16 protein-coding genes are annotated in these 18,822 nt (G+C 75.0%); 14 read left to right on the top strand and 2 right to left on the bottom strand.

All coding sequences use genetic code 11. The features are described 5' to 3' along the window. The first annotated feature begins 2 nt into the window (after positions 1–2). Complete coding sequence (locus tag OG989_RS23825; RefSeq protein WP_327028512.1) at positions 3–986, top strand: nitroreductase; 984 nt, start codon at positions 3–5, stop codon at positions 984–986. Between the two features lie 74 nt (positions 987–1,060). On the opposite strand, the gene OG989_RS23820 is transcribed toward OG989_RS23825, so the two are convergent. Continuing rightward, a complete protein-coding gene (locus OG989_RS23820; RefSeq protein ID WP_327028511.1) occupies positions 1,061–2,350 on the bottom strand; it encodes an MFS transporter in 1,290 nt (429 codons plus the stop codon). Between the two features lie 212 nt (positions 2,351–2,562). On the opposite strand from OG989_RS23820, the gene OG989_RS23815 reads away from it, so the two are divergent. The 7 genes from OG989_RS23815 to OG989_RS23785 all read left to right on the top strand — a co-directional run bounded on the left by OG989_RS23815 (position 2,563) and on the right by OG989_RS23785 (position 9,926). Continuing rightward, positions 2,563–5,547, top strand: a complete 2,985-nt coding sequence (locus OG989_RS23815; protein WP_327028510.1) for an MXAN_6230/SCO0854 family RING domain-containing protein — start codon at positions 2,563–2,565, stop codon at positions 5,545–5,547. 69 nt (positions 5,548–5,616) lie between these two features. Further along, a complete protein-coding gene (locus tag OG989_RS23810) occupies positions 5,617–5,919 on the top strand; it encodes a WXG100 family type VII secretion target (protein ID WP_327028509.1) in 303 nt (100 codons plus the stop codon). Between the two features lie 7 nt (positions 5,920–5,926). Beyond that, entirely contained in the window at positions 5,927–7,591 is a 1,665-nt protein-coding gene (locus OG989_RS23805) for an alpha/beta hydrolase (RefSeq protein WP_327028508.1), read from the top strand. After that, on the top strand, positions 7,588–8,127 hold the full coding sequence (locus OG989_RS23800) for a hypothetical protein (protein WP_151452616.1): 540 nt from the start codon (positions 7,588–7,590) through the stop codon (positions 8,125–8,127). Before OG989_RS23805 ends, OG989_RS23800 begins: the two co-directional genes overlap by 4 nt. Positions 8,128–8,280: 153 nt before the next feature. Next, positions 8,281–8,886 (top strand): dihydrofolate reductase family protein, encoded by a 606-nt coding sequence (locus OG989_RS23795; protein ID WP_151452615.1) that lies wholly within the window; start codon positions 8,281–8,283, stop codon positions 8,884–8,886. Next, positions 8,883–9,047 (top strand): hypothetical protein, encoded by a 165-nt coding sequence (locus OG989_RS23790; RefSeq protein WP_192581235.1) that lies wholly within the window; start codon positions 8,883–8,885, stop codon positions 9,045–9,047. Before OG989_RS23795 ends, OG989_RS23790 begins: the two co-directional genes overlap by 4 nt. A 72-nt stretch (positions 9,048–9,119) precedes the next feature. Continuing rightward, entirely contained in the window at positions 9,120–9,926 is an 807-nt protein-coding gene (locus OG989_RS23785; RefSeq protein WP_327028507.1) for an ABC transporter permease, read from the top strand. A 90-nt stretch (positions 9,927–10,016) separates the two neighbouring features. On the opposite strand, the gene OG989_RS23780 is transcribed toward OG989_RS23785, so the two are convergent. Next, positions 10,017–10,814 (bottom strand): siderophore-interacting protein, encoded by a 798-nt coding sequence (locus OG989_RS23780; RefSeq protein WP_327028506.1) that lies wholly within the window; start codon positions 10,812–10,814, stop codon positions 10,017–10,019. A 245-nt stretch (positions 10,815–11,059) separates the two neighbouring features. Between OG989_RS23780 and OG989_RS23775 the strand changes: the two genes are divergently transcribed. The 6 genes from OG989_RS23775 to OG989_RS23750 all read left to right on the top strand — a co-directional run bounded on the left by OG989_RS23775 (position 11,060) and on the right by OG989_RS23750 (position 18,796). Continuing rightward, positions 11,060–12,088 carry an iron-siderophore ABC transporter substrate-binding protein gene (locus OG989_RS23775; RefSeq protein WP_327028505.1) on the top strand — a complete coding sequence of 343 codons (1,029 nt, stop codon included), beginning with the start codon at positions 11,060–11,062 and terminating at the stop codon, positions 12,086–12,088. Further along, positions 12,085–13,128: a FecCD family ABC transporter permease gene (locus OG989_RS23770; RefSeq protein ID WP_151455830.1), complete on the top strand. Its 1,044-nt coding sequence runs from the start codon at positions 12,085–12,087 to the stop codon at positions 13,126–13,128. Before OG989_RS23775 ends, OG989_RS23770 begins: the two co-directional genes overlap by 4 nt. Continuing rightward, on the top strand, positions 13,125–14,159 hold the full coding sequence (locus OG989_RS23765; protein WP_327028504.1) for a FecCD family ABC transporter permease: 1,035 nt from the start codon (positions 13,125–13,127) through the stop codon (positions 14,157–14,159). Before OG989_RS23770 ends, OG989_RS23765 begins: the two co-directional genes overlap by 4 nt. After that, a complete protein-coding gene (locus OG989_RS23760; protein ID WP_327028503.1) occupies positions 14,156–14,989 on the top strand; it encodes an ABC transporter ATP-binding protein in 834 nt (277 codons plus the stop codon). Before OG989_RS23765 ends, OG989_RS23760 begins: the two co-directional genes overlap by 4 nt. Positions 14,990–15,236: 247 nt before the next feature. Next, positions 15,237–16,943 (top strand): ABC transporter ATP-binding protein, encoded by a 1,707-nt coding sequence (locus OG989_RS23755; RefSeq protein WP_327028502.1) that lies wholly within the window; start codon positions 15,237–15,239, stop codon positions 16,941–16,943. Further along, positions 16,940–18,796 carry an ABC transporter ATP-binding protein gene (locus tag OG989_RS23750; protein ID WP_327028501.1) on the top strand — a complete coding sequence of 619 codons (1,857 nt, stop codon included), beginning with the start codon at positions 16,940–16,942 and terminating at the stop codon, positions 18,794–18,796. The genes OG989_RS23755 and OG989_RS23750 overlap by 4 nt, the downstream gene beginning before the upstream one ends. Positions 18,797–18,822 lie beyond the last annotated feature (26 nt).

Raw genomic sequence — 18,822 nt, 5'->3', positions numbered from 1 at the left:
ACATGGACCTCGCGGCGTTCCGCGCCCTGGCGCCGCTCTGCTGGCGGGCGCCGAGCGCGCACAACACCCAGCCGTGGCGCCTCGACCACCAGCCCGATGCGGTCCGGGTCGGCTGGGAACCGGCGCACACCCTGCCGGCGGCCGATCCGTCCGGCCGGGACCTGCGGCTGTCCCTGGGCGCCTTCGTCGAGACCTGTCTGGTCGTCGCGGCCGACGCCGGGCTCCGGCTGCGCTTCGTCGCCGACCACTGTGCCGCCGACCGTCGGGCAGGCTGGCTGCGGGCGTCCCCGCACCGCTACGACACCCCGTTCGACGCGGCGCAGGTGCTCACCCGCCGCACCCACCGGGGCCGGTTCTCGGCCGGCCCGGACGCCGAGGTGCTGGCCGCCGCCGACGCCGTCGCGCGGGCGTCGGGCGGGACGGTCCGGGCCGTACCGGACGCCGGCCGGCTGGCCCGCCTGCTGAGGACCGCCGACCGGCAGACGTACGCGGAACCCGCGGTGGTCGCCGAGCTGCGGTCGTGGCTGCGGCTCACGCCGGCGCACCCGGACTACCACGCCGACGGGCTCACCGACCGGTGCCTGGGTCTGTCCGGGCGCGAGGCGACCGCGTTGCGGGCGGCGCTGGCGGCGTACCCGTTCCTGCGCCCGCTGGGCCTGCCCCGGCTCCTCGCGGCGGCGTCCGGCAACCCGCTCGCACGCGGTGGCGCCGTGATCGTCCTGATCGGACCGCCCGGGACGGACGACGCGACACATGTCGAATTCGGTCGGGTGCTCGCGCGCGTGTGGCTGACCCTGCACGCGGCCGGGCTGGCGGCGCACCCGCTGAGCCAGCTGATCGACACCGCCGCGACCCGCGACGCCCTCGGCTCGCTGCTGGGCGTGGCGCCGGAGCGCCTGCTGCACGTGGCCCGCGTCGGCCGGCCGGTGGGCCCGGCGGCACCCTCGGCGCGCCGGCTCGGCGGCTCCGGGCAGGGCTACCGTTGACCCCCGGCGAGGGTGGCGGCACGGCTGCGTCGGTGCCGCGCGGAAGGCCGGCGTGCGGGTGGTACGTCCCGAGGTCACGACGCCTGGCTGGTCGCGGGCCGCGGGGTCGCCGACGGGCGGGCCATCGGCTCCGAGCCGGCGCGGCGGATCGGGGTGAACAGCCCGCCGACCGCGACCAGGAGGCACCCCGCTCCCGCGACGACGGTGACCGCGGTGACGCCGTAGCGGCCCGCCGCCCAGGTCAGCACGGCGGCGCCGGCCGGGCCGAGCGCGTAGTGCGTGCTCCAGAACGCCGAGGTGACCCGCCCGAGCAGGTGGTCCGGCGTGATCTCCTGGCGCAGCGACATCGAGCAGATCCCGCCCACGCTGACGCCGCACAGGTAGACCGCGGTCAGCACGGTGACACCCCGTACGCTCCCCACGACGCCGATGCCCACGATGGCGAGGCCGCACACCGCGTGCGCGCCGATCCAGGTGATGCCGAAGCCACGCCTGCGGCGCAGCGGCGCCACCAGCAGCGCCCCGACGACCGTGCCCAGGGCCGCCAACCCCAGCACCGTGCCGACCGTGCCGTCGGAGCCGCCGAGGTCGTGCTTGACGTGGTAGACGAGGACGTCGGTGAAGCCGTACGTCAGGAAGATGAAGACCGACAGCAGGATGGTCAGCGAGCGGAGCACGGGCTGCCGCCAGAGGAACCGCGCACCGGCGAGGAACTCGGCCAGCCGGCCCTCGCGCCCCGCCGCGCCGCCGGCCGTCGCACCCTCGTCGGACCGCCGCAGCCGCACCAGCCAGAGGCCGAAGGCCGACAGGGCGAAGCTGGCCGCGTTGATGGCGATGGCCGCCGTGGCGCCGAAGCGGGCCGACACCACGCCGGCGAGCAGCGGCCCGAGCACGGCCGCCGCCGCGTACGTCGCCTGAAGGCGACCGTTGGCCTCGGTGATCCTGGGCCGGTCGACGAGGTTGCGCACCGCCGTCACCGCGGCGACCTGGAACACCATGCCCGCGGCCTCGCAGATCGGCAGCACGACGAAGAGCAGCCAGACCTGCGGGCCACCGAGCCAGGCCAGGGGGATGAGGCCGTAGAGCACCAGCCGGACCAGGTCGGCGGTGATCATCAGTTTGCGCCTGTCGTACCGGTCGACCAGGACGCCGCCGAAGATCCCCGCGCCGACGGCCGCGGCACCGGCCGCGGCCGTGAGCAGGCCCATCTGGGCGACCGACCCGGTCGCGTGGAGCACGAGCAGCGGCACCGCGATGTAGGCGAACGAGTCGCCGGCGGCGGAGAGCGACTGCGCAGCCCAGTAGGCGCCGAAGTTGCGATCGCGCCACAGGGGACGCCGAACCGGATCGGTGCGTCGGCTCATACCGGCGAGGGTAATCCGAACCGTCCTGCGAGCGTTGTCCCTGGCGAGCCAGCCGGGCGTGTGCCGGCCGGGAATCAGGGTGAGGTCGGCCGTGGCCGCGCCGTATGATCCTCCCCGCGGTGGGCGGCTCCCCGCGGTGCTTCCTTCTCACCCTGTCCTGGCAACTAGCGTCGCGACTCTCCGCCCACCGCTTCGCACGGGGAGGCGCGAGCATGGATCCGCTGGCTGGGGTGCTGCTGCGACGCGCCGGCCGGGTCGCGGGGGTGGGCACGGGCGCCGCCCCTGCGGACGGTGTCGCCTGGGTGGCCGCGCTCGAGGCCGATCTGGCCGGTCGTGGCTGGCTGCTCCGGGACGACCTGCGCACGGCGGCGACCCGGCTGCCGGCGGCGGTGCGGGTCCGGTGGGCCGACTGGCTGCTGGCGACCATCGACGAGATGGTCGGCGCGGACCGCCCGATGCTGCCGCTCCACCGTTCGTTCCCCGACACCCCGCGCGACGTCGAGGCGGTCTACGTACGGCGGCTGCTGACCCATCTGTTCGCCATGCCTGGCGCGCCCTGCGTGCTGTGCGGCCGCGAGGACGGTGGCGCGCCGCTGGACCCGTGCGGCCATCCCGTCTGCCCGGCGTGCTTCCCGCCGGAGCAGGTCACCGCGTGCCCGATCTGCGGCCGCCGGCTGGCGGCGGGCGACACCTACCTCCCCATCGTCGCGCCGTCTGCCCCGGTGCGCCGCCCGCCGCGACGAGCCGGTGCGTCGGCCGGGGACGCCGGCGAGCACCCCGTCCCGGCCGCGCCGCCGCTGCCGATGCGCCTCGCCGGGCTCGAGACCGACCCGGTCGGCGCCGCGGTCCGGCTCCGGGACGAGCTGGTCGCCCGGCCCGCCGCGCTGAGCGAGTCCGACCGGGCCGACCTCGGGGTGCTGGTGGACGCCACCGCGTCGGGCCGCCTCGACTGGTTGCCCGAGGTGGTGCCCGCGCGGGAGACCCTCGCGCTGGTCGTCGCCCGGGCGCTGCACGCCGCGACGGGCACCCCCGGCTACCGCGACGTGGTCGCCGCGGCCCGGCGGCGGTGGTCGACCGCGACGGACGTGGCGCGAACCCTGTGGGCGTACTCGGGTGGGGACCCGGGGCTGGTCCTGCCGCGGCGCGACGACGAGTCCGCGGCTCCGGGCGTGGCCTGGCGTCCGGTCCACGAGCCCGCCGTCGTCGTGCCGGTCACCCGGGTGCGGGCCCTGCCCCGGCCGCTGCGGCGTGCGGCTCTCGCTCATCTCGACGCCTGCGGCGCCGGGGGCGCGGCGGAGGATCTGCGGCGGCATCCGGCCGTCTGGAAGCGCCTGGGCGAGCGGCTGCACCCGTACGAGAACGTGGCCGCGCACCCGGCGGCGGCCGTCGCCTTCGCCGCGTTGCGCGGCACCCGCGCGGCCCGCGCCGGTGTCCTCGGCGCGGCCATCGTGGCGGCCTGCGCCCGCGACCCCCGGCGGCTCGTGCCGACCGGGCACCCCGACGGCACGGTCACGGTCCGCGTCAAGACCCACGCGTCCCTGGTGGAGGAGACCCTGACCGGCGACGACGCGGCGGAGGCCGCCCGCCTGCTCACCGAACGTCCGGGCGAGCTGTGGCGCCGGCTCGACCACCTGCTGCGGGTCGCCGGCGACGATCCGACGGCGTACGCGGCCGTCGAGGCAGCCATGCGCCGGACCGTGGCCCGGGTGGCACCCGGCGTGCTCGCCGCGGCGGCGGCTCAACTGACCGGCCGCGACAAGACGGTACGGGCGACGGCCGTCGAGCTGGCGGCGACCGCGCGGGCGCGGTCCCGCCGCTCCGAGCAGGCGGGTGCCGCCCCGGTGCTCACCGTCGGCCTGGGCGACGTCCTGCGCGCCGTCGCGCGGGGCGTGCGCGGTGCCGGCCCCGCCTTCCTGCGGGGGGCGCTCCGGCCGGGCGGCGAGGCATCCCCTCCCGCCGAGGCGCCGCCCGGAGGCGGCACCGTCGAGGAGCCCGACACCGTCGAGGAGTCCGGGATCGTCGGTGGCCGTCCCGGTCCCGGTATGCCCCGGCGGGTGTTCCATCCCCGCGGCAGCGTCGTGACCACCTGGACCGAGCCCGAGCGCCGCCCGCCGGTGCCGGTGCCGGCGATCACCGCGGTACGCGAACTGGTCGACGCCGAGTTGACCGCCCGCGCCGCCCGGCTCGGCCGGTTCGACGTGGCCGTCCTCGACGCCGCCCTGGCCGAGGTGCCCGCGCCGACGCGGGAGCGGGCCGCCTCGGCGCAGCTGGCGGGGTGGCCCCGGGGCAGTGTGCGGGCCCTGCCCGGCGCGCAGGTGTTGCGGTTCTTCCTGCACTGGGAGGACCCGGGCGCCACGCGGGTCGACCTCGACCTGTCCTGCGTGTTCTTCGACCGGGACTGGCAGCGGGTGGGCCACTGCGACTTCACCCGGTTGCGTTTCGCTGGCGACGGCGCGATCCACTCCGGCGACCTCACCTCCGCCCCGGCTCCGCTCGGGGCCACCGAGTTCCTCGACCTCCACCTGGCCCGTCTCGCCGAGCGCGGCGTGCAGTACGCGGTGCCGACCGTCCTCAGTTACAACGCCGTGCCGTTCGAGGCCCTCACGGAGGCGCTCGCCGGCGTCATGCTGCCCCTCAACAGGGGCGAGCAGTTCGACGGGGCCCGCGTCGCGCAGCGGTTCGACCTGCGCGGCAACGCCCGGATGCTGCTGCCGATGGTCGTGGACCTGCGTTCCCGGCGGTTGCTCTGGACCGACCTGACCCTGACCGGCCGTGGCTACGGCCACAGCGTCGACCGCCACGGTGACCAGCTCGCCCGGGCGGCCGCCGACCAGTGGGAGCACTTCCTGGGCGGCCACCACACCACGGTCCTCGACCTGCTGGCGTGGCACGCGGTCGGGCGCGCCGACCGGATCCTGGTCGGCCACGCGGACCGCACCTACACCGAGGTGCCGGCCGACGTGTCCGCCGTCCGCGCGGCGGCGTTGATGGACACCGGCGGGATCCGCGTACCGCCCGACCTGGCCGGCCGCACGGTCCTAGCCGGCGCCGCCGACCCCGACGCCCTCGACCGCCTGGTTCCCGCGCCCGCCCCGGTCGCGCCGGGCTCGACGGTGGTGACGGTGACCGGCACGCCCGGTCGCCCGTGGACGGTGCTGCGCGCCGGCGACGTGCTCGCCGGGCTGGGCACCGGCTGAGTCGACCGATCCGCGCGGCGCGTGGGGCGGGTAGGTAGGCTCGCATCGATCTTCGCGGGAGGCCAGTCAGTGATCGAACTTAACGTCGAGCCGGAGTTGCTGGAGAAGGCGTCGCGGGTGTGCGACGACCTGCGGGACGACCTGCGGCGCGGTGTGTCCGACGTCGGAGACGAGACGCGGGCCGCGGTCGCCGGGCTGCCCGGCTGGCAGACCCGGGCGGCGCTGGAGCAGCTGCGCTGGTCGTGGTCGGACGACCTGGCCGGGTTGGACCGCTACCTGTCCCAGGTCGGCGACGCTCTGCAGGGCTGCGCGATGGACTACCGCTACAGCGACGAGGCCAGCGCCGCCCGTTTCGACATCCCCGAGCGGTGACCGCACGGTGGTGACGTACGCGGACCTGCGCGAGGCGCGCGTCGCCCCGCTGCGGGACGTCGCGCAGGCCTGGACGGACCTGTCGCGGGCCTGCGCGGAGCTGGAGGCGCGGTGTGGGGCCGAGCTGACCGGGCCGCTGCGCTCCTCGGGCTGGCAGGGACCGGCCGCCAGCGCCGCGATGGGCCGGCTCAGCGAGCTCGACGACGAGTTCGAGGTCGCGAGCCTGCAGACGCGGACCGCCGCGAGCGTGTTGCGGGAAGCGGCGGAGGAGTTCGGCGACCTGCAGCGGCGGTTGGAGTCGGCCGTCGGCGCCGCCCGATCCCTCGGACTGACCGTGGACGAGGCCGGGCGGGTGTCCGCGCCGGCGATGGCGGCAGGGGACAGGCACGACCCGGACGCGGAGACGATCCACCGTCGGCATGTCCAGAACGCCGCGATCCACACCGAGCTCATCACGCGCATCGTCACCGAGGCCACCGAGGCCGACAGCCGGATCGCCCGCGCCCTGACCCAGCTGAAGGCCGGCGCGCCGGGGCAGTTCGCCTGGGAGTACAACCGGGCCAACGACGGCGCCCTCGCCGCCGCCGTGGCGCTTCAGCTCAGCGAGGAGAGCATCCCGGCGCCGGGCAGCAGCCCCGCCGACGTGCACGCCTGGTGGAGCGGCCTGTCCGACGACGAGCGGCAGGTCTACCTCACCGCCTACCCGGAGCGGATCGGCGCACTCGACGGGCTGCCCGCCACGGACCGCGACGCGGCGAACCAACTGGCGCTGCGTACGTTCGTCGGTGACGACGTGGGCCAGCACCGCGACCGGGACGACCCGCGGCACGCCGCCGCGCTCATGCTGCTGGACAAGCTGGAAGGCGCGGAGAACGCGGCTCCGCACGAACGGCTCTACCTGCTCTCGTTCGATCCGGCGGGCGACGGGAAGGCGGCGGTCGCGATCGGCAACCCGGACACCGCCGCCCACACCGCGGTCCTCGTACCCGGCGTCGGCACCGAACTCGACGACATCCGTGGCCTGATCGGGCGGGCCGACGACCTGCGGGAGGCCTCGGTCGAGCTTGCCCCCGCCGGCGCCGACGTCTCCGTCGTGGCCTGGCTCGGCTACGACACCCCGTCGGTGAACCTCGACATCGTCAGCGCCGTGTTCGGGGCCAAGTCCGAGGCCGGGGCCCGCGCGCTCGACGGCTTCGTCGACGGACTGCGCGCCTCCCACGACGACAGTCCCTCCCACCTCACCGCCATCGGTCACAGCTACGGGTCGACCGTCCTCGGCGAGGCGGCCAGCACCGGCGACGGCCTCGCCGCGGACGACCTGATCGCCGTCGGCAGTCCCGGCATGCGCGTCGAGAACGCCGGCGAGTTCAACATCGACCCGAGACACGTGTGGGCCGGTGCCGCCGCCGACGACACCGTCGTCGCGCGACCGGAGGAGACGATCGGCTGGCTCGACGGCGTACCCGTCGTCGGGGAATGGTTGGTCGACGGTCTCGTCGGCATCCACGGCCCCGCCCCGCACGACCCGGAGTTCGGCGGCAACGTCCTGCACGTCGACACCTCCGGCCACAGCGGATACTGGGCGCAGAACAGTCAGATGCTGCGCTCCCAGGCGGCCGTCATCGTGGGCGACTACGAGGCAGCCGCCCTCGACCACGGCAAGGCCCCATGACCTCGCGTCACCGCCCGCCCCGGTGGCGCGCCGTGGCGGTGGCGGCCGTGCTGGTGCCCGCCACCGCCTGCGCGGGCGGGGAACCCGGCTCGTCGTCAGGAAAGGACGATTCGTTGCAGACCAAGGCCGCCGCCGAGGTGAGCACCCTGGCCGAGGCTCGCGCCCGGGCCGTCGCCACCACCGCCGGCGTCGCGCTCGACGCCTGGCGGACCAACACCTCGCCCTGCCAGGGCCAGCGGGGCGAGATCGCCGACGACGGACGGTGGACGTTGAGCGGCTTCGCCGGACTCCCGGTCCCGCCCGCCGACCAGATCGCCACGCTGGGGCGCATCCGCGACATGTGGCGGCAGCAGGGCTACGAGATCACCGAGGACCGCACCTTCGCCGACGGCACCCGGGGCGCCGTGTCGATGCGTGACCCCGACACCGGAATCACGATCAGCCTCACCACCACCGCGAGCCGGGACCGCGTCGCCCTGATCCTGGCGAGCGACTGCTACCGGCCTGCGGCCGGCGAGGACCCCGCCAACGCCTAGGTCACCGGCTTGTCAGCCGTGCCGAACCGGGCGTTGAAGCCCGGGCCGCGCCTGCGCATGATGGTGATCATCAGAACGGCGCCGTCCGCCCACCCGGCACGGGCGGTACGCCGTCGTCCACCGCCTGAGCTTCCCGAACAGAAGGAAACAACCGTGCGCAAGCTCGTGTACTACATCGCCGTCACCCTGGACGGCTTCATCGCCGGCCCCGACGGCGCGGACCCCACCGGCCCCGGCGGATTCTGGCCGATCCCGGACGACTACCTGCAACACCTCGTCGCCGAGTATCCGGAGACGCTGCCGGGCCCGGCCCGGGAGGCGTTCGGCATCACCGGCGAGGGCGCCCGGTTCGACACCGTCCTGGAGGGGCGTCACTCCTACGAGCTGGGGCTGAAGGCCGGCCTCACCGACGCCTACCCGCACCTGCGCCACCTGGTGTTCTCTCGCACGATGGGGCAGAGCCCGGACCCGGCCGTCGAGGTCCTGTCCGCGGACCCGGTCGCCACCGTACGCGAGCTCAAGCGGCACGACGGCCGGGATGTCTGGGTGATCGGCGGCGGCGCCCTGGCCGGCGCCCTCTATCCCGAGATCGACCGCCTCGTGGTCAAGCTGGCCCCGTTGACCATCGGCGCCGGCATCCCGCTGTTCGGCCGCGGCGCCGTCTTCGAGCCGCGCACCTGGGAGCTGACGGACCATGTCGTCCTCGGCAGCGGCGCGCTCTTCCTGACCTACGACCGCACCGGTCGGGCGGACGCGTGACCGCCCCCGGTACGGCCACCGAGGGCACCCGCATCCCGGCCGACGAGGCCGTCCCGCGCCTCCGTGCGGCCACCGACCTGGGCGACCTGCCCATGGCGGACGCCTTCGTCAGGGCCGGCTACGTCAACGTCGAGCGCGCCATGGACATGTTCTGGAACTGATCCCCTGGGCGGTCGGCGCACGCGGCCCGGCGTCGTGCGCGCTGGCCGTCGGGGTGGCGGGAGACTGACCGCATGCCCTCGACGATGTTGGTGGTCGGCCCGAAGCTCGGCGCCGCGTTGGTGGTGTTGACCCTCGTGGCGGCGGCCGTCGTGACCGTGGGGAAGTTGGGCCACGGTCGGCAGGTGATGGTCGCCGCCGTCCGTGCCGCGGTCCAGTTGGGTGCGGTGTCGTTGCTGATCGCGGCCATCGTGGCGTCGCTCTGGGCCACGGCCGCGTTCGTGGCCCTGATGTGCGCCGTGGCGGCGGCCACCTCCGGCCGGCGCGTCACGGGCGGCAGGCGGGGGTGGTGGGCCGGCGCTCCGATCGTCGCGGGAAGCATGCTGGTGGTGCTGGGGCTGCTGCTGTCGGGCCTGGTGCCGCTGCGGGGCATCGCGATCGTTCCGGTGGCGGGGATCCTGATCGGCGGGGCGATGACCGCCACCTCGCTGGCCGGCCGTCGGGCACTGGACGAGCTGACCGGCCGGCGCGGCGAGGTGGAGGCCGCCCTGGCCCTGGGCCTGCTGCCACGCGAGGCGGTGTTGCTGGTGTGCCGCCCGGCGGCCGGGCAGGCGCTGGTCCCCGCACTGGACCAGACCCGGACGGTGGGCCTGGTGACCCTGCCGGGCGCGTTCGTCGGGGTGCTGCTCGGTGGAGCGAGCCCCCTGGCCGCCGGGGTGACGCAGCTGGTCGTGCTCGTCGGGCTCCTCGCGGTCGAGGCCGTCGCCGTCGTCCTCACCGTCGAACTGGTCGCCCGCGGCCTGCTGCGACCCGCGCGGCGCGAGCACCACCGCACCGACGCGTCAACCCGGTCGCGGCCAGCGGACCCCGGCCCGCCCTGACCGTGGGGCGGGCCCCGGGCGCGTACGCAGGAGGCTGCCCCGCGCGCGGCGGCTCCGGGTGCCCCGGCGGGCACACCGGCCGGCGGGCGCTCAGTGCGGGGCGAGCTTCCAGTAGCCGCCGAAGTAGACGCGCTCCTTGGCGATGCCGCGTTCGGTGCACAGGTGCCGACGGACGGTCGTGACCATGGCGGACTCGCCCGCGACGAAGGCGTACGGCGTGCCGGCCGGGAACGCCAGGTCCCGCAGCGTGCGGATCACCACGTCGCTGCCGCCCGCCGGTGTGCCGCCCCGGTGCAGCCAGGTCAGCGTGACCCCGGCCGGCGTGCGCACCCCGATCTCGTGTTCCGCGGAACCCACCTCGATCAGCGCGATCGCCCGCGCGTCCGGCGGCAGCGCCTCGACAGCCGCGGTGATCGCCGGCATGGCCGTCTCGTCGCCGACGAGCAGCTGCCAGTCGGTGTCGGCGGGCGGGGCGTACGCGGCGCCGTCACTGAGCACGCCGATCCGGTCGCCGGGCGCGGCTCTGCGCGCCCAGGCGGAGGCCGGCCCGCCGTCGCCGTGCAGCACGAAGTCGATGTCCAGCTCGCGCCGCCCGGCGTCCAGGCGCCGGACGGTGTAGTTGCGGACCACCGGTCGCTGCTCCGCCGGCATGGCCTGCAGGGCGGGCCACCACTGCGGCGAGCCCGGCAGGTGCAGTTCGGCGCCGGGTGCGGGGGCGAGGAAGATCCGTGCCAGCTGGTCGGGCCCGTCGTAGCCGAAGCGATCGAGCTCGGCGCCGGTCAGGGTGATGCGCCGCAGGTGAGGTGTGAGCGGCCGGTTGGCGACGACCTCGGCGAGCATCGGGCGCCTGATCACCCCGGCTTCGACCGCAATGGTGCCGACGGTCATGACGTCGCTCCTTCGTGGATCGCGAGCCATCTCCTGACTCTGAAGTTAGGTTAGCCTGTCCTGGGTTGGCCGAAATCCCGCCCCCGGTCGGTCGCGCGGCGCGGCGCGGCGCGGACTGTGCCGCCTCCGTAACCGCAGGTGGAACGGCATGCGGGGGCCCTTCATGGCGACCCCGCCGTAGATCAGGACAGCCTTGGAGCGTGTGTTAGGTTAGCCTCCCCTTACCAGCATTGAGGTGTACTTTCATGCGCTCAAACCGCCTCCTCACCGGGGTCGTCGCCCTGGCCGCCACGTTGGCGCTCACCGCGTGCGGCGGTTCGTCGAAGGCCGACGACGCCTCGACCGACGGCAGCTCCGCGGCGTTCCCCGTCACGATCACGCACGCGCTCGGCACGACGACGATCAAGGAGAAGCCGACGCGGGTCGCGACAGTGGCCTGGGCGAACCACGAGGTTCCGCTGGCCCTCGGCATCGTTCCCGTGGGAATGGCGAAGGCCAACTTCGGCGACGACGACAACGACGGCGTCCTGCCGTGGGTCGCCGAAAAGCTCAAGTCGCTGGGCGGGACAGCCCCGGTGCTCTTCGACGAGAACGACGGCATCAACTTCGAGGCGGTCGCGGACACCAAGCCCGACGTCATCCTCGCCGCGTACTCGGGTCTGACCCAGCAGGACTACGACACCCTGAGCAAGATCGCCCCGGTGGTCGCGTACCCGAAGGCGCCCTGGGCCACGGCGTGGCGCGACACGATCAAGCTGGAGAGCCAGGCCCTCGGCCTGACCAAGGAGGGCGACGCGCTGATCGCCGACATCGAGAAGCAGATGGCCGACGCCGCCGGGAAGCACCCGCAACTGGCAGGGAAGTCGGCGATGTTCATGACGCACGTCGACCCGACCGACCTCAGCAAGATCGGCTTCTACACGACGCACGACACCCGGGCCCAGTTCTTCGCGGACCTCGGGATGAAGGCGCCGGCAAGCATCGCCGGGCTCTCCGCCGGCACCGACAAGTTCACGCTCGACCAGAGTGCCGAGCAGATCCAGGTCTTCGACGACGTGGACGTCATCGTCGCCTACGGAGACGAGAAGCTGCTCGCCGCCGCGCAGGCCGACCCGCTGCTGTCGAAGATCCCCGCCATCAAGCGCGGCTCGGTCGTGATGCTCTCCGGCAGCACGCCGCTGGGCACCGCGGCGAACCCGACCCCGCTGGCCATCCCGTTCGTGCTGAACGACTACGTCGCGATGCTCGCCAAGGCCGCCGACAAGGTGTCATGACCACGCTCGACTCGCGCGCCCTGCCGGACGTCGCCGTGGTGCGGCGTCCGGCCCGGGTACGGCTGCTGTGGTTCCTCGTCGCGGCCGCGGTGCTGCTGGCGGTCATGGTGGCGTCGGTCGCGCTGGGCTCCCGCACCGTCGGATGGTCCGACATCCTCGCCGCGTTGCAGGGCGCGGACGGCACCATGGAGCAGGCCGCCGTCACCAAGCGGATCCCGCGGACCCTGCTCGCCGTGGTCGTCGGCGCGGCCCTCGGCCTGTCCGGGGCGGTCATGCAGGGCGTGACCCGCAACCCGCTGGCCGACCCCGGCATCCTGGGCGTGAACATGGGGGCGTCGCTCGCCGTGGTCACCGCGATGGTCACCTTCGGCCTCTCCTCGGCGACCGGCTACCTCTGGGCGGCGATCCTCGGCGCCGGCCTCGCGGCCGTCTTCGTGTACGCCGTCGGCTCCCTGGGGCGCGGTGGCCCGACGCCACTCAAGCTCGCCCTCGCCGGTGCCGCCACGTCCGCCGCGCTCGCGTCGCTGATCAGCGCCTTCGTGCTGCCCCGCAACGACGTGGCCGGCGGCTTCCGTTCGTGGCAGATCGGCGGGGTCGGCGGTGCGACCTACGACAGCATCCGGCAGGCACTGCCGTTCCTCGCCGTGGGTTTCGCGATCTGCCTCCTGTCGGCCCGGGCCCTGAACTCGCTCGCGCTCGGCGACGAACTCGCGGCGGGACTCGGCGAACGGGTGGCCGTCGTGCGGGCCGTCGCGGCGATCGGTGCCGTGCTGCTCTGCGGCGCCGCCACGGCGGTCGCCGGACCCATCGGGTTCGTCGGCCTGGTCGTCCCGCACGTGTGCCGCCTGCTGGTCGGGCTCGACCACCGGTGGCTGCTGCCGTACTCCGCGCTCCTCGGCGCGTCGTTGCTGACCGCCGCGGACGTCGTCGGCCGGGTGGTGGCGCGCCCGGCGGAGATCGACGTGGGCATCGTGACGGCGCTGATCGGCGCCCCCTTCTTCATCTACATCGTCCGCCGGCAGAAAGTGCGCGAGCTGTGAGCACCACGACTCTCGAGGCGGTCACCCACGGCCGGGTTCGCCGTACGCTCCGGCGACGCGGCGTGCTCGTCGTGCTGGCTGCCCTCGTCGTCGCCGCGTTCGCCGTCTCGCTGATGGTGGGGCGCACCTTCTACCCGCCAGCGGACGTGCTGGCGGTGATCGCCGGCGAGGACGTCCCCGGGGCCTCCTTCACGGTGGGCACGCTCCGCCTGCCCCGGGCGGTCCTCGCGATCCTGGCCGGGGCCTGCTTCGGGCTCGGCGGCGTCACCTTCCAGACGATGCTGCGCAACCCGCTGGCCAGCCCCGACATCATCGGCATCAGTTCCGGAGCGAGCGCCGCGGCCGCCTTCGCGATCGTGACGCTGCACCTCGGGGAGGCGGGGGTGTCCGCCTTCGCGATCGTCGTCGGCTTGGCGGTGGCGCTGGTCGTCTACACGCTGTCGTTCAGGGACGGCGTCGCGGGAACCCGCCTCGTCCTGATCGGCATCGGCATCGCCGCGATGCTCGACAGCATCACCGCGTACGTCCTGACCCAGGCCGCCGAATGGGACCTGCAGGAGGCGATGCGCTGGCTGACCGGCAGCCTCAACGGCGCCACCTGGGCGGAGACCGTCCCGGTGGCGGTCGCTGTGGCCGTCCTGGCACCGGTGCTGCTGGGTCAGGCCCGCAACCTCTCCATGATGCAGTTGGGCGACGACACCGCGGCGGCGCTCGGCGTACGCCTGGAGCGCACCCGGATCCTGGTCATCGTCGCGGCCGTCGGTCTCATCGCCTTCGCCACGGCGGCGACCGGGCCGATCGCATTCGTCGCCTTCCTCTCCGGGCCGATCGCCGCCCGGATCGTCGGCGCGGCCGGCTCGCTGCTGCTGCCCTCCGCCCTCGTCGGCGCCCTGCTGGTGCTCGTCGCGGACTTCGCCGGTCAGTTCGCCTTCGACACACGCTTCCCCGTGGGCGTCGTCACCGGCGTGCTCGGCGCCCCCTACCTCATCTACCTGCTCATCCGTACGAACCGCGCGGGAGGCACGCTGTGACCACCACCCACACGCTCGCGGTCGAGAGCCTGACGCTCGGCTACGCCGACCGCGTCGTCATCGACTCGCTCGACCTCCTCGTGCCGCCCGGGAAGATCACGGCGATCGTCGGCGCGAACGCGTGCGGCAAGTCGACCCTGCTGCGGTCGATGTCGCGCCTGCTGGCGCCCCGCGCCGGCCACGTCCTGCTCGACGGTGAGCAGGTGCACCGGCTGCCGGCCAGGCAACTGGCCCGTACCCTCGGCCTGCTTCCCCAGTCGCCGACGGCGCCCGAGGGGATCACCGTGGCCGACCTCGTCGGTCGTGGCCGCAACCCGCACCAGCGCGTGTTCTCGCGCTGGAGCCGGGAGGACGACGCCGCCGTGGCGGCGGCCCTGGACGCGACGCAGACGGCGGACCTCGCCGACCGCCCGGTCGACGAGCTCTCCGGCGGCCAGCGGCAACGGGTCTGGATCGCGATGGCCCTGGCCCAGCAGACGGACCTGTTGCTGCTCGACGAGCCGACGACGTTCCTCGACGTAAGCCATCAGGTCGAGGTACTCGACCTGCTCACGGACCTCAACCTGACGCGCGGCACGACCATCGTCATGGTGCTGCACGACCTCAACCTCGCCGCCCGGTACGCGGACCACCTCATCGCGCTGGCCGCCGGCAGGCTGCACGCCGCGGGGGAGCCGGCGCGGGTCCTGACGCAGGAGTGCGTCCGCGCGGTGTTCGGCCTCGAAAGCCAGGTGATCGTCGATCCGACGTCGCAGAAGCCGCTGATGCTGCCGATCGGCCGCCACCACGTGACGACCAGCCCGGGCCCCGGCGCGCGCGTGGGCGGCTGACGGGTCGCCGAGCCCCCGTTCATCGGAGCCATTAGGTGAGGCTAACCTGGCCCTCGATCGCTGGGAGGGCGCAGCTCGTGCACACATCGTCGTTTCTCCGGGTCGCGTGCGACCCCGGGGTGCGGACCCCGAAGCCCACCTGGGCCGACGTCACCACCTGGGCCGACGTCACCGTGCCAGCCGGCTGCGGCGCCCCGTCCGCCGGCCGGCCGGGCGTCCCCGTCGCGCCCGTCAGGGCCTGACGCACATGGCAGCCGAGAAGATCAGCGGCGGGACGGTCCTGCGCCGCGCCCTGCGCCGCCAGCGCGGCCGCGTGGTGGCCGGCACCGCACTGCTCTGCACCCACCAGGCCACCGAGGCCCTCGTCCCGGTCGCGATCGGCGTGATCATCGACCGGGCGGTCGCCACCGGGGACGTACGGGCGCTGCTGCTCTCCCTCGCCGGTCTCGCCGTCCTGTTCACCGTCCTCGCCTTCGCCTACCGCACCGGCGCCCGCCTCGGCTACGCCGCCCTGGAGCAGGAGGCCCACCTCCTGCGCGTCGAGATCGCCCGCAGCGCCCTCGACCCGCGCGGCAACCGCTCCGGCATGCGCGACGGCGAGCTGCTGTCCGTCACCGCCTCCGACGCCGAGTTGACCGCGCTCGTCGTACGGGTCGCGGGGCTCTGCGCCGCCGCGCTCACCGCCATCGCGGTCTCCGCCGTCGCGCTGCTCGTCGTCGACGTCCCCCTCGGGCTGGGCGTGCTCGTCGGCGTGCCGCTGGTGGTCGTCGCCCTGCAACGGATGGCGCCGCTGCTCAGCCGGCGCAGCGCCGCACAGCAGGAGGCCCTCGCCGCCACGACCTCGCTCGCCGTCGACCTCGTCACCGGCCTGCGCGTGCTGCGCGGCATCGGCGCGCAGGACCACGCCGCCCGCCGCTACGCGGCCGCCAGCCGCCACGCCCTCGACGTCACCCTGCGCGCCGCCACCACCAAGGGCCTGCACCTCGGGCTCACCACCACCGTCAACGGCCTCTTCCTCGCGGCGGTCGCCGGGGTCGCCGGCTGGCTCGCGATCCAGGGCCGGCTCACCGTCGGCGAACTCGTCGCCGTCGTCGGGCTGGCCCAGTTCGTCGCCGAACCCGTGCAGACGCTGGGCTGGTCCGTGCAGCTGTTCGCCATGGCCCGCGCCAGCGCCGGGCGGGTCGCCCGGGTGCTCGGCGCCGAGCCGCTCACCCGGCCGGGTACCGCCGGGCCACCCGCCCCGGACCCGGCGCGGCTCACCCTCGACGCGGTCGGGTACGCCGGACTCGACGGGCTGTGCCTGCGGGTCGGCGCCGGTGAGGTCCTGGGTGTGCTCGCCCACGAGCCGAGCGAGGCCGAGGCGCTGGTGACGCTGCTGTCCGGCCGGGTGCCCCGGGAAGACTACCGGGGCACGCTGTACGTCGACGGCGTGCCCGCCGAGGACCTGCACGTCGACGCCGTACGCGTCATCCTCCTGGTCGAGCAGCACGACGTGGCGTTGTTCGAGGGGACGCTGCGCGCCAACCTCGCCGCCGGCACCGACGCCGACGAGGCGGTCCTGCGCGCCGCCGTACGCGCCGCGGCGGCCGAGGACGTGCTCGCCGCCCACCCGCACGGCCTCGACCGGCTGCTCACCGAGCGGGGCGCCAACCTCTCCGGCGGGCAACGGCAGCGGATCGGGCTGGCCAGGGCGCTCGTCGCCGACCCGCCGGTGCTGGTGCTGCACAACCCCACCACGGCGGTCGACGCGGTGACCGAGGCGCTGCTCGCCGAGGGGCTGACCTCGGCCCGCGCGGCGGCGGCCCGCGGCACGCTGCTGATCACCAACAGCCCGGTCCTGCTGCGCAGCACGCACCGGGTCGTCGTGCTCGACCGCGGGCGGGTCGTCGCCGAGGGCCCGCACGAGCACCTGCTCGCCAGCGACGCCCGCTACCGGGAGGAGGTCCTGCGATGACCGACGAGTCGAGCACGCCCGGCCTGCGGACCAGGCGGCTGCTGCCCACGGCCACCGCGCGGCAGACCTGGGCCGCCCTCCGGGTCGAGTTCGCCCGGCTGCCCGGGCTCAGCGCCGCCGCCGGCACGTTGCTGGTCGCCGCGGCGGCGACCGGGCTGGTCGCGCCCTGGGTACTCGGCCGCCTCGTCGACGACGTCATCGCCGGTGCCGACACGCCCCGCATCGTGGCCTGGGCGGGGGTGATCGCGGGCGCCGCGGTGCTCGCCGGCCTCCTCACCGCGATCGGCGCCGCGCTCACCGCACGCCTCGGCGAGACCGTGCTGGCGCGGCTGCGGGAACGGGTCCTCGACCGCGCCCTGCACCTGCCGTCGGCCACGCTGGAGCGCGCCGGCACCGGGGACCTGGTGGCCCGCGCCGGCGACGACGTGGCCGTGGTGACGAACGTGATCGCCACCAGCGGACCCGCCTTCCTCGGCGCGCTGCTGTCCATCGTGCTGACCGCGGCGGGGCTCTTCGCCCTCGACTGGCGGCTCGGCCTCGCCGGGCTGGCCGCCGCCCCCGCCTACGCGTTGGCGCTGTACTGGTACCTGAAGCGGTCCGTCCCGTACTACGCGCGCGAGCGGGTGGCGACCGGCGAGCGGGCACAGGCCATGGCGGGGGCGCTGCGCGGCGCGGCGACCGTGCGCGCGTACCGGATGGAGGACGCACACGTCGGTCGGATCGCCGATCGCTCCGCCACGGCCCGCGACCTGTCGTTGGAGATCTTCGGCCTGCACACCCGGTTCGGGCTGCGGATCAACCGGTCCGAGTTCGTGGGGCTCGCCGCCGTACTGCTCGCCGGTTTCCTGCTGGTCCGCGACGACCTGGCGACCGTGGGGGCGGCGACCACCGCCGCCCTCTACTTCCACCGCCTCTTCAACCCGATCGGCCTGCTGCTGCTCCAGTCCGACTCCGTGCTCCAGGCCGGGGCGAGCCTCGCCCGGCTCGTCGGCGTCACCACACTGCCCGACACCGCCGCGCCCGACGGCTCCGGGCCCGCCCGTGCGGAACGGCCCGGGACGGGCGCGCTCGAACCCGCGGCGCTGGAGGTGGTCGTCGACCGGCACTGCTACGACGACGGACCCGTCGTGCTGCGGGACGTCGCCCTCCGTCTCGCACCGGGGGAACGCGTCGCCCTCGTCGGCGCGAGTGGCGCGGGCAAGAGCACGCTCGCCGGTGTCGCCGCCGGAATCATCGCGCCCACCAGCGGCTCGGTCCGCTTGCGCGGCGTGCCGCTGACCCACCTGGACGAGCACCGCGTCCGACGCGAGATCGCGCTGATCAGCCAGGAGGTGCACGTCTTCGCCGGGACACTCGGCGACGACCTGCGCCTCGCCGACCCGGACGCCACCGACGCCGAGATCACCGCCGCGCTCGACCTCGTGGGCGTCGCCGACTGGCTCCGTACCCTGCCCGACGGTCTCGACACGTGCGTGGGGGAGGGCGGTCGGCACGTCACCGCCGCCCAGGCCCAGCAGCTCGCCCTCGCTCGCCTCGTCCTCGCCGACCCCGCCGTCGCGGTCCTCGACGAGGCCACCGCGGAGGCCGGCAGCGCGGGCGCGCGCGACCTCGACCGCGCCGCCACGGCGGCCACCGAGGGCCGTACCACGCTGATCGTCGCCCACCGCCTCAGCCAGGCGGCCACCGCGGACCGCGTCGTCGTCCTGGAGCACGGGCGCGTCGTCGAGCACGGCACGCACGAGCAGTTGCTGGCGGCCGGGGGCGGGTACAGCCGTCTGTGGCGGTCCTGGAGCACGCCCGATCCGGTCCTCCCCAGGGGGCGCGAGGGCGAGGAGGCCGCCGCTCGTCGTTGACCGGCCGCGCGCCGGCGCGCGTCGCC

Source organism: Micromonospora sp. NBC_01740, from assembly GCF_035920365.1.
Classification (GTDB): domain Bacteria; phylum Actinomycetota; class Actinomycetes; order Mycobacteriales; family Micromonosporaceae; genus Micromonospora; species Micromonospora reichwaldensis.
This window is presented reverse-complemented; position numbering and strand designations above follow the sequence as displayed.